This is a genomic window from Campylobacter sp. CFSAN093229, assembly GCF_011068225.1.
In the GTDB taxonomy this organism is placed as follows: domain Bacteria; phylum Campylobacterota; class Campylobacteria; order Campylobacterales; family Campylobacteraceae; genus Campylobacter_D; species Campylobacter_D jejuni.
Genome location: NZ_JAAMXB010000008.1, coordinates 47,538 through 62,157 on the forward strand (window position 1 = coordinate 47,538; position 14,620 = coordinate 62,157).

The 14,620-nt window shown below is 30.6% G+C and carries 13 protein-coding genes and 4 tRNA genes; 12 read left to right on the top strand and 5 right to left on the bottom strand.

Annotated elements, in window-relative coordinates; translation table 11 throughout:
- Positions 1-3 precede the first annotated feature (3 nt).
- Complete coding sequence (locus tag FBE93_RS04705) at positions 4-759, bottom strand: HugZ family heme oxygenase (protein WP_002932456.1); 756 nt, start codon at positions 757-759, stop codon at positions 4-6.
- 193 nt (positions 760-952) lie between these two features.
- On the opposite strand from FBE93_RS04705, the gene FBE93_RS04710 reads away from it, so the two are divergent.
- From FBE93_RS04710 to FBE93_RS04725, 4 genes are read left to right on the top strand one after another with little or no spacing between them, the layout of a single operon-like run.
- Entirely contained in the window at positions 953-3,064 is a 2,112-nt protein-coding gene (locus FBE93_RS04710; RefSeq protein ID WP_165434222.1) for a TonB-dependent receptor, read from the top strand.
- The gene (locus tag FBE93_RS04715; RefSeq protein WP_002932462.1) at positions 3,039-4,025 is read left to right on the top strand and encodes an iron ABC transporter permease; all 987 of its coding nucleotides are present in this window, start codon (positions 3,039-3,041) and stop codon (positions 4,023-4,025) included. The genes FBE93_RS04710 and FBE93_RS04715 overlap by 26 nt, the downstream gene beginning before the upstream one ends.
- Positions 4,025-4,801, top strand: a complete 777-nt coding sequence (locus FBE93_RS04720; RefSeq protein WP_002856079.1) for an ABC transporter ATP-binding protein — start codon at positions 4,025-4,027, stop codon at positions 4,799-4,801. Before FBE93_RS04715 ends, FBE93_RS04720 begins: the two co-directional genes overlap by 1 nt.
- The gene (locus tag FBE93_RS04725) at positions 4,798-5,604 is read left to right on the top strand and encodes an ABC transporter substrate-binding protein (RefSeq protein ID WP_002932465.1); all 807 of its coding nucleotides are present in this window, start codon (positions 4,798-4,800) and stop codon (positions 5,602-5,604) included. Before FBE93_RS04720 ends, FBE93_RS04725 begins: the two co-directional genes overlap by 4 nt.
- Here the strand turns inward: FBE93_RS04725 and FBE93_RS04730 are convergent.
- Positions 5,601-6,458, bottom strand: coding sequence for a radical SAM/SPASM domain-containing protein (locus tag FBE93_RS04730; RefSeq protein ID WP_002932467.1), 858 nt, complete (start codon positions 6,456-6,458; stop codon positions 5,601-5,603). The genes FBE93_RS04725 and FBE93_RS04730 overlap by 4 nt on opposite strands.
- Before the next feature lie 165 nt (positions 6,459-6,623).
- Here FBE93_RS04730 and FBE93_RS04735 point away from each other — a divergent pair, with 165 nt between their 5' ends.
- Positions 6,624-7,883 (top strand): MFS transporter, encoded by a 1,260-nt coding sequence (locus tag FBE93_RS04735; RefSeq protein WP_165434223.1) that lies wholly within the window; start codon positions 6,624-6,626, stop codon positions 7,881-7,883.
- On the opposite strand, the gene mutY is transcribed toward FBE93_RS04735, so the two are convergent.
- Complete coding sequence (mutY, locus tag FBE93_RS04740) at positions 7,869-8,888, bottom strand: A/G-specific adenine glycosylase (protein ID WP_165434224.1); 1,020 nt, start codon at positions 8,886-8,888, stop codon at positions 7,869-7,871. The genes FBE93_RS04735 and mutY overlap by 15 nt on opposite strands.
- Positions 8,889-8,960: 72 nt before the next feature.
- On the opposite strand from mutY, the gene FBE93_RS04745 reads away from it, so the two are divergent.
- The 7 genes from FBE93_RS04745 to FBE93_RS04775 all read left to right on the top strand — a co-directional run bounded on the left by FBE93_RS04745 (position 8,961) and on the right by FBE93_RS04775 (position 11,874).
- A complete protein-coding gene (locus tag FBE93_RS04745; protein ID WP_002932473.1) occupies positions 8,961-9,713 on the top strand; it encodes a hypothetical protein in 753 nt (250 codons plus the stop codon).
- A 71-nt stretch (positions 9,714-9,784) separates the two neighbouring features.
- Positions 9,785-9,859: transfer RNA gene (locus tag FBE93_RS04750), tRNA-Gly, on the top strand.
- Positions 9,860-9,868: 9 nt separating this feature from the next.
- Positions 9,869-9,957 (top strand) — tRNA-Leu (locus FBE93_RS04755).
- 18 nt (positions 9,958-9,975) lie between these two features.
- Positions 9,976-10,049, top strand: a tRNA-Cys gene (locus tag FBE93_RS04760).
- 21 nt (positions 10,050-10,070) lie between these two features.
- Positions 10,071-10,158, top strand: a tRNA-Ser gene (locus tag FBE93_RS04765).
- A 203-nt stretch (positions 10,159-10,361) separates the two neighbouring features.
- Positions 10,362-11,372 carry a bifunctional diaminohydroxyphosphoribosylaminopyrimidine deaminase/5-amino-6-(5-phosphoribosylamino)uracil reductase RibD gene (ribD, locus tag FBE93_RS04770; protein ID WP_072225823.1) on the top strand — a complete coding sequence of 337 codons (1,011 nt, stop codon included), beginning with the start codon at positions 10,362-10,364 and terminating at the stop codon, positions 11,370-11,372.
- A complete protein-coding gene (locus tag FBE93_RS04775) occupies positions 11,353-11,874 on the top strand; it encodes a hypothetical protein (RefSeq protein ID WP_002934257.1) in 522 nt (173 codons plus the stop codon). Before ribD ends, FBE93_RS04775 begins: the two co-directional genes overlap by 20 nt.
- A gap of 7 nt (positions 11,875-11,881) precedes the next feature.
- On the opposite strand, the gene FBE93_RS04780 is transcribed toward FBE93_RS04775, so the two are convergent.
- Both FBE93_RS04780 and FBE93_RS04785 read right to left on the bottom strand, forming a co-directional pair.
- Positions 11,882-13,246 (bottom strand): L-serine ammonia-lyase, encoded by a 1,365-nt coding sequence (locus FBE93_RS04780; RefSeq protein ID WP_002855898.1) that lies wholly within the window; start codon positions 13,244-13,246, stop codon positions 11,882-11,884.
- Positions 13,247-13,260: 14 nt separating this feature from the next.
- Positions 13,261-14,511: an aromatic amino acid transport family protein gene (locus tag FBE93_RS04785; RefSeq protein WP_002856631.1), complete on the bottom strand. Its 1,251-nt coding sequence runs from the start codon at positions 14,509-14,511 to the stop codon at positions 13,261-13,263.
- Positions 14,512-14,620 lie beyond the last annotated feature (109 nt).

The following is a 14,620-nucleotide window of genomic DNA, read 5'->3' on the forward strand; positions in this document are numbered from 1 at the left end:
AAATTAATGCTTATGTGGGAATTTATGTGGATTTCCACTAGCACCTACATGTGCAACATTTCCATTTTCTATATCATAAGCTTGACCAAAACCTTTTACAAAGCGTCCTTTTTTAAATTCAAGCTTTATTAGATGAAAATCAAGCATCTTGCGTATAGTTTTAATGCCTCCTTCTCCTCCGGTTTGTTTTTCAAACTCATCATAAATTTGATCAAATCTTTCACCTCTCTCTAAAAAGCTTGCATTTACTCTATAGCGCAATCTTTTGCGAAGTATAACAGAAGCAGCTTTACTCTCATCCTCTAAAAACATTATTTCTATATTGTTTGGATTTACTTTGATGTTGTTAAAATGTTCACTTACTTCACTTATATAAATATAATTTCCCCATTGTGTGCTTACAAAAGGTGCATACGAGCAAACAACTTCTCCATTTGTATTTAAAGTTGCCAAAGCTACAGAATTAAAACTTAGCATAAATTCATTTAATTCTTTTTCTACGCCACTAAAATTTTGCTCGCTCTTTGCACTCATGCAAAGGGATATTATAGTATCTTTAATCGTGTTTTCATCGGCTTTTTTAGGAAATTCCACTCGTAAATTTTCTTTATCATTGTAAACAAGATCTAAGCCATTAAAATCAACACTTTTTAGAAAAACATCTTGCACTTGCTCAATACCACCAAATTTTTTACAAAGATCAACTAAATTTGATTTATGATGATCATTCATATGAGAAATAATGCTTTCAAAATTCATTTTTATCCTTTCTTGATTTTAAAATAAAATATTAAAAAAAATGGTATCAATTATCAAATTAAAAATAACTTAAAATATATAAATTATCTATTTTAACAAAAATTTATACTAAATTAAGTTAATAAAGGATAAATTTAGTTCTAAATTATTATGATATAAATTATCATTATTTATTTTATTTAAGGAGTAAAATTTGCACCCAAATAAAAAAGCTTTTAAATTATCTTTATTTGCATTATTGCTAATAACTAATTTAAATGCACAAGAATCAAATGAAGCTATCAATCTACAAAAAGTTGTTGTTAGTACAACAGGTTTTGAGCAAGATGCAGACTCAAATTTACGCAATGTAATCAGCATAGAAGGCAAAGATCTGCAAAATAAAGGTTATGTTTCCTTAGAACAAGCCTTAGAAAGAATTTCGGGTATTAGCTTTGTAAATTTTGGACTTGGACGCAATATAGATATGCGTGGACAAGGAGATAAATCCAATATAGCTGTAAAAGTTATGATCGATGGGCGTGCTATTAATGTTCTTGATAATTCCCATGGTGTAACCCCTCTAGATAGTATCAATTTAGATAATGTAGAACGCATAGAAATCATACCTGGGGGTGGATCTGTGCTTTATGGAAGTGGTACTAGAGGGGGTGTGATTAATATCATTACAAAAAAACAAAAATCAGATGCTTTTGCTATAAATTTAAAAAGCAGTGCCTATGATCATGGTGGACTAGGTGGAAATTTAGGTATCAATGGCGCCAAACAAATAAATGAAAATTTAGCTTTTAGCTTTGATATACAAAGTTTTAACCTTGATGGATATCAAGAAGGTTATAATGAAAAAGGTTATTTTATCAACACAAAAACCTATATTGATATCAATGATAATAGCGATTTAACTTTGGGTTATAATTATTTTAAAAGCAAAAATACCAGCAGTGGCTATCTAACAAAAGCACAAGCTCAAAGCAATCCAACTCAAAAAGGTAATAGTGATAATATCACACAAATCAATCGCCCTGAAATTTCTTTGGATTATCATTACTATTTTGATGATATATGGGAATTTAACCTAGAAGCTTTTTGGCAAAATCAAAAGATCAATTATCTAAAAGATGTTTCTACAATGAGTTATAGAGGTATGAGTCTTCCTGTATATCAAAATGGAAGTGGTTTTGAAGACACGCTTACAGGGATAAGTTTAAAAAACAAACTAAATTATGCAAATAATTCTTATTTTATTTTTGGTTATGAATTTACAAACCATGATGCAAAAAGAACAAGCATTATTCACTATGATGTAAGCACTAACATGAGTCATACTATGACAACGCTTATGGATATGGATAAGCAAAGCCATTCTATTTTCGCTCTTGATTCTCATGAATTTAATGATATTTTTAGTATTTTAGGTGGAGCAAGATATGAATATAATCTTTATGACACAAATAGAAATTACACTAGCAATATGATAATACTTGGAAGACCTAATATTAAAACTGAACTTTTTTCGACCGATGATACAAGTCATAACTTCGCCTTTGAAATCACTCCAAATTTTAAATACTCAGACACAGGAAAGCTTTATATCAAATACGAAAGAGGTTTTGTCTCTCCAAGTCCAGCACAATTTGTCAATAAGGATAAAAATTTACAAAAGTATTATTCTGCAAATTTAAATCCTGAGATCTTTGATACCTTTGAACTAGGAATTGATGATTTTTGGTGGGATTTTTACGGCTTTAATCTAACTTTATTTTACACCCTAAGCAAAGATGAAATTTCTTATCTTGGAAACCCTCATGCCACAGGTGGAGGATTTTGGCAATATTATAATATAGATCAAACTCGCCGTTTAGGAGTAGAATTAAGTCTGAGTCAAAATTTCTTAGATGATGATTTAATCTTTAGAGAAAGTCTAACTTATCTTGATGCTAAAATTTCTAAAGGTGTTAATGACGGCATAAGAATTCCTTATGTTTCAAAAATCAAAGCCACAGCTGGGCTCGAATACGCTTGGAATAAAAATTTCTCAAATTTTATTGATCTAACCTATTTTTCTAGAGCAAAAGATGGTGGAACTATAGATGGAAATACAGGAAAAATGTCTAAAAATTCTTGGATAAGGGATTATTTTTTAACAGATATTGGTATGAAATATAATTATAAAAAATTACAAATTTTAGCAGGAATTCGCAATCTTTTCGATAAAAGATACTACACCTATCAAGACAGTATAAATGATCAATACCTAGTTGGGAATGGCAGAAACTACTATGTTGAAATTAAATACGCATTCTAAAATTTTAGTGATTATAGGGCTTTTGATAGCTTATATAATCGCTTCTTTTACAGCACTTTGCTTAGGAGATGAGAATTTAAACCCAAAAGAACTTTTTTCATATATCTTTAGCCAAGATGAAATTTTAAGACAAATCATCATAGATGGACGCTTGCCACGCATTATAATGGCGATTTTAATCGGTATGCTTCTAGCTAGCAGTGGGGCTATCACTCAAAATGTATTTTCAAATCCTATAGCCGATCCTTATATCATAGGTATAGCTTCTGCGGCAACCTTTGGAGCGGTTTTGGCGTATTTGTTAAAATTGAATGATTATTATTATGGAATTTTAGGTTTTGTTTGCTCTGCCTTTTTTGCCCTAGGAGTTTTTAAAATTTCTTCTAAAGCTTCTATAGCAACTTTACTCATTATCGGCATAGCAGCTTCATCTTTTTTAGGAGCTTTTACTTCTTTTTTCACTTATCTTATAGGCGAAGATTCTTTTAAAATAGTCGCTTGGCTTATGGGAAATATAGGCAATGCTTCTTGGTTTCGTGTGGGAATTTTAATCTTGCCTTTAATTTTTTGTTTGTTTTATTTTTACGCTCATAAAAACGAATTAAACATACTTTTAAGCGGAGATGATGAAGCTAGAAATCTAGGGGTAAATGCTCAAAAATTAAAGATAAATTTACTCATTGTCTCATCCTTAGCTGTATCTTTTGCGGTTGCTTTTAGCGGACTTATAGGCTTTGTTGGACTAATCATTCCTCATACTATAAGACTTTTGCTTAAAAATTATGATAATGCCTTAGTTATCCCTTTATGTACAGCATTTGGAGGATTATTTTTACTTATTTGTGATACTTTAGCAAGAACTCTTTTAGCCCCTGTGCAAATTCCGATTGGAATTTTAACTGCATTTTTTGGAGCTCCTATTTTTTTATACTTGGCTTTAAGTGCTAGGAGATTTTTATAATGCTAAAAATACATGATTTAAGCTTTGCTTATCACCAAAAAGATTTACTAAAAAACATTCATTTAGAACTTAAAAATCAGGCTTTTATAGGAATTTTAGGGCCAAATGGCTCAGGTAAAAGCACTCTTTTAAAACTTATACTTAAAAATTTAAGTCCAAATAAAGGAGAGATAAGTCTTTTTAATACAAATATCAAAGATTTTTCTCTTAAAGAATTTGCCAAAATTTGCGGCTTTGTGCCTCAAAAATCAGAATTAAACACCCCTTTAAAAGTCATCGATGTGCTTTTAATGAGCAAATATGCGAATTTAAAACACGCTTTTAGTTCTTATTCTAAAGAAGATATTTTAGAAATTAAAGAATTTGCTAAGGATTTAAGACTTGAAAATTTTCTAGAAAGAAGCATACTTTCTTTAAGTGGGGGTGAATTTCAAAGAATGCTTTTGGCAAGAGCTTTGCTTAAAAAGCCAAAAATTCTTTTTTTAGATGAACCCACTTCAGCCCTTGATTTAAACTATGCTATAGAGCTTTTAAGTCTTTGCGAAAAACTAGTTAAAGAAAAAAATATAGCCGTTGTTGCTATCTTGCATGATTTAAATTTAGCTTCTATGTTCTGCGATAAAATCCTTTTTCTAAAAGAAGGGGAAATAAAGTATTTTGGAACGAGCAAAGAGCTTTTTACTCAAGAAATTTTAAAAGAAATTTATGATTTAAACTGCGAGATTATTTATAAAAATTCTAAACCTTATATTTTAGCTTTAAAGGAGAAAAAATGAAAAAAATTTTAATTATTATGAGTTTGTTTTTAATCACACTAAATGCAAAAGAACGCCTTGTAGTGCTTGATCCTGCAAGCATAGAAACCCTTTTTATGCTTAAGGCTGAAGATCAAATCGTAGGCATTGCCACTTTACAACACTCAAATATCTATCCTAAAGATCAAACCTCAAAACTTACAAGCGTAGGCACTTTTTCAAATCCTTCACTTGAAAAAATAGTAGCATTAAAACCAAGTTTGGTGATTTTAAGCTCTTATTCTTTAAATTTAGAAGAAGGACTTAAAAATTTTGGTATCAAAAGTATCAATTTAAAAGCCGAGCGTTTAGAAGATATAACAAAAAATATCACAACCTTAGGCCAAATCACCAAAAAAGAAAAAGAAGCGGAGCTTTTAAAACAAGAATTTGCTCAAAATTTAAAAAAATTAAGTGATAAACCTTTAAATAAAAGTGCAATTTATCTTTATTCTAGCAACCCTTTAATGGCCTTTAATGATAATTCTTTAATAGCTGATATTTTAAGACTCATAGGGATTAAAAATTTAAGTCCGCAAAGTCAAATTTCAAGACCTGTTATATCAGCAGAATACATACTGAAACAAAATCCGGATATACTCATTCTTGGAATGAATGCCAAAAATAATCTTTTGGATACAAATGCTTTATTGAAAAATACCAAAGCAGTTAAAACAGGAAGTATTTATTTTAACAAAGATACACATATATTATTACGTCTTAGTCCTAAGATAATAGATAGAATTCAAGAATTTAAAACAAAGCTAGAAAATAACAATTTTTAATCACCCAATCTTGCTTTAAAAAATTCGCAAGTTTGACAAAGCTTTTCTATGCGTTCATCTTCTTCAAAAGCTTTTTTCATCATCTTTATACGCGGTGATTTAAAAAGCTTATCAAAGTTATTTTCAAAAACATTTCCCAAGTTAATATCTGCTTTAGTATCCAAACAGCAAGGCACTAAACTTCCATCACTTAAAATCCCAATTTGCTCTTTTAAAGCATGACATTTTCCTTTTTTATAAAGGGGTTCATCTTTTAAATTTGGCCATTTAAAAAGTTTATTTTGATGAAGCAAAATATGTCTTTGCAAGCGATTTTTACTTAAGTTTGTATCAATCTTAACTTCAAATTCTTTGGCTAAAAACTCATAAATTTTTAAATTTGACTTAGGTGCTTTAAAATTAGCATCTAAATTCCAAAGTCTTAGATTGATAAAAGAAAGGCTTTTTTGCTCTAAATGCTTTTTGCAAAGTTCTAAAATAGGCTTAAAATACTGTTCTAAAGAAATTTTGCTTTGACTTAAAAAAGACATTAAAGAAATATTGATTTGATGGATATTCTCATACCCTAACAATAAAGCTTGATTTTTAGAATTTAAATAAAAGCCACTTGTAGTGATTTCAAGCTTCATAGCTTCACTTTTTGAGATTTTTAGATAATTTTCCAAATTAGGTAAAAGCAAAGGATCGCCCAAAAGATGAAAGGTAAAAAGCTCAGCCTTATTAGAAATTTCATGAGCTAAGTTTTGAAATTTTTCTTCACTCATTACCCCGCGAATTCCTTTTCGAGAAGGACAAAAATCGCATTTTAAACCACAAATATCACTTAATTCTATATATATTTTTTTAAATTTCATTATATTTCCTAGAGTAAACATTTTACCAAAATTTATGAAATTTATTAAAATATGTAACATTTTTATCAATATTTTTATCTTTTTTATTTCTCTTTTTTATTTTTAAATATATTAAACAAAAATCACACTATACTTAAATAAAAATCTAAAATTAAGGAAGGGTTTATGCAAGAGCTTACTCGCACGAAAAAAATTCGCTCTATTATTGCTGCAAGTAGCGGAAATTTAGTAGAGTGGTTTGATTTTTATATCTATGCTTTTACAGCAACTTATTTTGCTCATACTTTTTCAACTTCAGATAATCCTGTTATCCAGCAAATCAATGCCTTTGGGGTTTTTGCAGCAGGGTTTTTTATGCGTCCTATAGGCTCTTGGCTTTTTGGTTCTTTAGCTGATAAAGTAGGTCGTAAAAAATCTATGGTTATATCAGTGGTTTTAATGGCTTTGGGCTCTTTTATGATAGCAGCCTTGCCAAGCAAAGATACAGTGGGAGATCTTGCTATTATCTTACTTTTAATAGCAAGACTCATTCAAGGTCTTAGTGTAGGCGGGGAGTATGGCATAGCAGCTACTTATCTTTCAGAACTTGCTACGGAAGAAAAACGCGGTTTTTACTCATCTTTTCAGTATGTAACCCTAATAGGTGGTCAACTTTTGGCCGTTGCAAGCATTAGTATAATGTTTTTATTTTTTAGCATTGATGATATGAAAGATTATGCTTGGAGAATACTTTTTGTAATAGGCGGAATTTTAGCACTAGGCTCGCTTTTTGCAAGAAAAATGATGAATGAAAGTGCTACAAAACTTCACCAGCATGAAGATCGTGGTACTTTAAAAGCATTATGCAAATCTTGGAAACCTTTTTTAATGGTACTTGGGGTTACTTCTGGAGGTTCTTTAGCTTTTTATACTATTACAACTTATACTAAAACTTTTATGGAAAATACGGGTATGGATAAAATGCTTGTTAATAATCTTTTCTTAGGTGCTTTATTTATACTAATGATCATTCAACCTCTTTTTGGATATATAGGAGATAAAATAGGTCACAAACGATCTTTAATTGTATTTTGTATTTTGGCATTGGTAGGAATTTATCCTATTTTTTCACTTATAGCCAATAACGCACAAAATAATCCTTCTTTGACATTTATGTTGGTGGTATTATTGTTTGTTATTTTAAGTTTTTATACTTCAGTTGCTGGGATTTTTAAAGCAAAACTTTTTCCTGAACATGTAAGAGCTTTAGGGACAGGTTTGGGTTATGCTATTTCAAATGCTGTTTTTGGAGGATCTGCTCCTTGGGTTGCTTTACAATTTAAAAATGCAGGTATAGAAAATGGCTTTTTTATATATATAGCTATTTTTACAATCATCATGCTTATAGCTACTTTATGTTTGCCTAAAAAATCAGAGCTTAATTAATTTTAACGCTTTTAAAGAAAGTGCCGAAAGTGCGGTACTTTCTAACTCTTTTAAGGTTTTAAATTCATAATTTTTATTTTCATTGTTTAAAATTTGATGATAAACCTTGATATTAAGTTTATACTTAGTATAGCTGTGCTTAAACCCCCCTACAAAACTCATATCTTTAGAAAGTTTATACTCTCCTTCTTTAAAAAAAGGAAAATTATACATACCCTTATAAAGCTTATCTTGACTTTGCCCTATGGCAAATTTTTTATTAAATTCAAACAAAAAAAGATTTAAATTTACACTCTTATAAAGTATTTTTTTAGCTCTTGGATAAAGCTCTGTATGAAATTTGCCTTGACAAAAATCATACAAAGGACAAATTCCACACTTTGCATTTTTACTCACACAAACCAAAGCCCCTATATCAAGCAAGGCTTGGTTATGATCAAAAGCATGATTTAAATTTAAAAGCTCTTTAGCTCTTTTTTCAAGTTCTTTCATGCTAGGATTTTCTAAAGCAAAAAGACGAGAAAGCACACGGCGTATATTGCCATCAACAAAAGAAACCTTTTGATCATAGCCAAAACAAGCTATAGCTCCTGCTGTATAAACTCCTATGCCGCTTAATTTTTTTAGATCCTCAACTTCTTTGGGTAATTTAGCTTCAAACTTATCCACACATTCTAAGGCTGCATTTTTTAAATTTCTAGCACGAGTGTAGTAACCAAGTCCTTGCCAAGCCTTTAAAAGCTCATCTTCATTAGCATTAGCCAAACTTTCTAAAGTAGGAAATTTTTGCAAAAAGGGGAAATAAAACCTTTCTAAAACTGATTTAACTTGAGTTTGCTGAAGCATAATTTCGCTGATATAAACCCCATAAGCTCTATCAATATGCTTTAAACTTTCATCACAATTTTGACTTTGTAAATTACGCCAAGGTAAAGTTTTGCGTCCATTTTTTTCATACCAAAGAAGTAAATTTTCTTGTAGTTTTTCAAGCTCTTTTTTTTGCATAAATGAGAGTATAACAAAAAATTTTAAAATTTTTTGCTAAAATTAGCTCAAATTAAATTATTAAGGATATCCATGTTAGCTTTTTTTAAAGGTTTAGGCGTAGGTTTTTTATGTTTATTGCTTTTTGTTGCAGGAGTAGTTTTTAATGTAGAATTTTTAGGCAAAAAAGACTCTAATCATGATTTATATTTTTCAAGAAATATAGAAGTAAGCAATACGCTAAAACCCGATATTTTATATGCAAATATTAATTTTTGGGCAAATGAAAATTTAAGCTCAAAAATCACATTAGACAATAGCGAAAAAGCTGAAATCGCAAATACTTTCAATCAAATTTTAGAACGCTCAAAAAAAGAAAATTTTTGTAGCGGAGGAAGTTTTTCTTTAGAGCCTAATTTTTCCTATAAAGATGGTATACAAACTCCAAAAGGTCAAAGATTTGATGCAAATTTAGAATGTGAATTTAAAGAAAATCAACTTGCAGATTTTAACAAGCTTTTAAATGACATCAATTCTATCATAGCTAAAAATAATTTCATCAGCGTTTCAACACCAGCCATACAAACAAAATTTTCAAAAGATACACTAAACAACAACAAAGAAAATCTCTACAAAGAGCTTTTAAAAACATCATACGAATATGAAAAAACTTACTCTTTAGATCTTAATAAAACTTGTGTATTGAAAAATTTACAAGTAAATACAAATGCCAATATCGCACCTAGAATGTTAAATGCAAAATCTGACAATATAGAACTTTCATCTCCAATTATCAGCGAAAAAGAACAAATTTTAAGCGCGAAAGCTTTATTTATTTGCAAATAACTTAAGGCAAAATAAACTCCTTTTAAGTTTATTTTGCTATACTTTTATCTTCAATTCTTTCAGAAATTTATGCGGGAATAGCTCAGGGGTAGAGCACAACCTTGCCAAGGTTGGGGTCGCGAGTTCGAATCTCGTTTCCCGCTCCATAATCACCCGCCCGGGTGGTGGAATTGGTAGACACAAGGGACTTAAAATCCCTCGGAATTTTTCTTCCGTGCCGGTTCAAGTCCGGCCTCGGGCACCACTTTTTCAACATTATCAGGGCGACATAGCCAAGCGGTAAGGCATGGGCCTGCAAAGCCTTGATCTCCGGTTCGAATCCGGATGTCGCCTCCAAAAGGCAAAACTTTACTTTATCGGGAGATGGCTGAGTGGTCGAAAGCGGCGGTCTTGAAAACCGTTGAGGGTCACACCTCCAGGGGTTCGAATCCCTTTCTCCCGGCCACCAAGACTTTCTAGTTTATCAAGCTTATATCATTCCTGAAATTATAAAGGATGCTACAAATGAAAAATAATACTTCGGTCTTACTATTTTTGTTATATCCTAAAAAACTTAGAAAAACTATGACTAATATAACTAAAAATAAGAAATAAAATGGAAAATTTAGAATTTATTATCTTAAAACAAAAATATAAAATTTTAAAAATATGTCAAATTTTAAAATACAAGGTAGGCAAATGAAAGAATTTTATATGAATTTAGCTTTAAATGAGGCTTGGAAATATCAGTTTTTAACCTATCCAAATCCGGCTGTAGGCTGTGTAATCTTAGATAAAAATGGAAAAATTTTAGCCATAAAAGCTCATGAAAAAGCTGGATTAGCTCATGCAGAACTTAATGCCATAACTCATGCTTTTAAAAGCTTAAGACCTGAAATTTCATTGCCTAAAGAAGCAAACGCCTTACATGAGTTTATTTGCAAAAACCATCAAGGTGTATTTAAAGATAGCATAGCTTTTGTCACACTTGAGCCTTGCTCTCATCAAGGAAAAACGCCTCCTTGCGCAAAACTCTTTAGCGAGCTAGGTTTTAAAAAAATTTTCATCAGCGTTAAAGATGAAAATAAAATCGCAAGTGGTGGAGCTGAATTTTTAAAAAAACAAGGCATAGAGGTTGAATTTGACATACTTAAAGAAGAAGGAAAAAAACTTTTAAAACCTTTTTTAAAATGGCAAAAAGGGCAATTTAAACTTTTTAAATTAGCCCTTTCTATGAATGGCTCACCTTTTGGCAAAATCGTAAGCAATGAGCTAAGTCGCACTTATGCACATAAAATTAGAGCGGTGATTGATTTGCTTGTAGTCGGTGGAGAAACCATAAGAAAAGATCACCCTATACTAGATGCTAGGCTTTGCAAAGCAAAAGCGCCTAATCTTTGTATCTTAAGCCGTCAAAATATAGATAATTTTGATAAAAATATCCCTTTATTTAAAGTTCCAAACCGCCAAATTTATACCCAAATTCCAAGTGAGGCTAAATTTTTAATGTATGAGGGTGGAGAAAATTTTCTCAAAACCTTTAAAGATGAAATAGATATGTTTTTGATTTTCCAAAGTTCAAGTTTAAATGATGAAAAAAATGTTACAATACCTTTAAATTTCAAGCCACTTTATAGGAATTTTTTAGGGAGTGATACTTATGGCATTTATGAACTTTAGTGGATTTTTTTATGCGAGAAATGATTTAAGATTATTTAAAATAGAAAAGAAAAATGAATTAAAATCCTTTTTTTACAAAGACTACACCTTATCAAGCTACAAAGATGCTTTAAATTTAAACAATGAAATCTTTTTTTATCAAAGTTTAAAAGAAGGCTTATTTAAAGAAAATGATGAAATTTTAGTTTCAAATTTGGGTAAAAAGATCATACTTTTTAGAAATTTCACTCAAAATTGCGATAATTTTAATGAAGCAAAATTAAAACAAATATTGCTTTTATTTTTTTTATTATTAGCGAGCGTATTTTTTGCAAGTTTGGCTATGATTAATGAATTTGGAGCCATAGATCTTGTTTTTTTAATGATTTGCTTATTGCTTTTAGTGATGGGAGCAATCAATCTTGGCTTGCTTTTTAAGCAAATTCGTATTCTTAAAAGTTTTTCCAAAGAAGAAATGAAAGAATTTTTAAGTCAAAGAATGAAAAAATACACTAAAGTGTAAAAACACTTTAGCATACTGTTTTTAAATTTGTAGCAAGACCACCTAAAGAAGTTTCTTTGTATTTATAATTCATATCTTTTCCTGTTTCATACATGGTTTCTATAACCTCATCAAGGCTTACCATAGGAGTAGATTTACGTGTCATTGCCATTCTAGCAGCACTTATAGCCTTAATAGCTCCAAAGGCATTTCTTTCTATGCAAGGAATTTGCACAAGTCCTGCAACTGGATCGCAAGTTAAACCTAGATGATGTTCCATTGCCATTTCAGCAGCGTTGCATGCTTTAAAAGCATTAGCCCCTAAAACTGTTGCCATAGCCGCAGCTGCCATCGAACTAGCACTACCAATTTCTGCTTGACAACCTGCTTCTGCTCCGCTAATACTTGCATTTTTCTTATAAAAAGAACCTATAAGCATTGCTGTTAATAAAAACTCTATAGCCTTTTCATCGCTAAAACCTATAGTATGATTTTTAAGATAAAGCATAACAGCAGGGATAACAGCACATGCTCCATTTGTTGGCGCGGTTACAACTTTTGCTCCGCTAGCATTTTCTTCAGCAATCGCAATAGCATATAAAGAAATAAAATCTATAATGCCCATAGGATCAGCTGTCATCGCCACTCTTTCTTTAAGTCCTTTGGCTCTACGCTTTAAATGAAGTTTTCCAGGCAAATAATCTTCATTTGGATGCGTACCATTATAATACACTTCTTGCATTACTTCCCAAATTTCAAGACAATAAGCACGAATTTCCTCTTTAGTGTGAAATTGCAATTCATAACGATAAGAAAGCTCTGCTAAATCCCAATCTCTTTTATCGCAAAGCTCTAAAGCTTCTTTTGCATTGTTAAGCTCTATATCTAGTTTTTTCTTTTTATTTTGGTTGGAATTTTTACCTTTTTTTTCTAATTGTGCAGCTGTTAAAACAAAGCCTCCACCTACAGAATAATAAGTTTCTTCATCAACTAACCCGCCTTTACAATCATAAGCTTTAATCTTCATACCATTCTCATGTAAAGGTAAAAAATCTTTGGAAAATATCAAATCTTTTTCATAATTAAAACAAAGTTTTTTCTCACCACAAAAATCAATTTGAGCATTTTCAATAGCATTTTTATTTACTTCATCTTGTATTGCTGCGCTTAAATTTTTAGCTTCTAGGCCATTTAACCCCCAAATTACAGCCTTATCACTCAAGTGTCCTTTACCTGTTAATGACAAAGAACCATAAAGAGTAACCTCAACTCTATCAATTTCATCAAGCTTTTTAGCGACTTTTTTACAAAATAAATTTCCAGCAAGCATAGGCCCTAAAGTATGAGAAGAAGAAGGACCAACACCTATTTTAAAAATGCTTAAATTACTCATTTTTTATCCTTAATTTATAAAAGATCATGAATTGCAGCAGAAATTGCAACTATCCCCATTACCAAAATAAAAAGATCTAAAAATTTATTACGAAATCTTGCCAAAATATCAAAACGATAAATACAATAAAGTGGCATTAAGAAAAGCAGAATAGCCAAAACAGGACCACCAATAGCCTCGATAATTCCTATAACACTTGGATTTTTATACGCAACAAGCCAAGCAATAGCAAAGGTAATGATCGCTGTTAAAGTTTGAGCGAATTTACCTTGAATTTTACCATTACTTGCTTTATATAAAATGCCATTTAAGCCTTCTTGAGAACCAAGATAATGCCCTAAGAAACTTTTGCTAATAGCCACAAGTGCAACAATAGGTCCAACATAAGCTAGTAAAGAAACTTCAGGAAATTTATTTGCTATAAAAGTAAGAATATTGATATTTTGATCTTTTGCTGATGCAAAATCTTCTGGTGTAAAGGTTAAAGCACAAGAAAAAACAAAAAACATTACAACAAAAACCATAAGAATAATCGCCAAAGAAATAATTTTTCTAGCGCGAGGTTCAGCATAATCACCATATTCTTTTTTACAATAACAAGCAAGTGAAGAAATAATAGGAGAGTGATTAAAACTAAATACCATCACAGGAATAACAAGCCATAAAGTAACCCAAAAATTACTTGTTGAAATTACGGAAAAATCAACATTTGTAAATAATGATGAATTCCATTGTGGAATTAAAAGCAATGAAAAAATAAATAAAAATATAATAAAAGGAAAAACAAGAAAACTCATTGCTTTTGTTACAACATTTTCACCAAGAATAGAAATCAAAACCAAAACTCCAACAATCAAAAAACTCACCCACCAACGAGCAGCATGAGTAAGATCTGCATTGAAATTAAACTGATTGATTAAGAACTCAAGTAAAGTTGTTGTAAGATTAGCACTATAAACCAATAAAATAGGCAAAATAGCAAAAAAATACAAAAGTGTAATTAAAAATCCACCACCTTTGCCAAAATAACTTTCTGCAACAAAAGTAATATCATCTTTTGGATTAGAACTTGAAAGCACAAAGCGACATAAATTTCTATGAGCTAAGTAAGTCATAGGAAAAGCTAAAACAAGTATAACTAACAAAGGTATCAATCCACCAAGCCCAGCACTAATAGGTAACAAAAGTACGCCGGCTCCAATAGCTGTTCCAAAAAGAGATAAAACCCACCTTGTATCGTGACTAGTCCATTTAGGAGTATTCATTATTCTTCCTTAAATTTAAGATTACATCTTTTTTATTTTAGCAAAATATTTATAAATAATTATTTTTTAAAAAAAATATTTTAAATCTTATGTAACATTTTGTAAATTT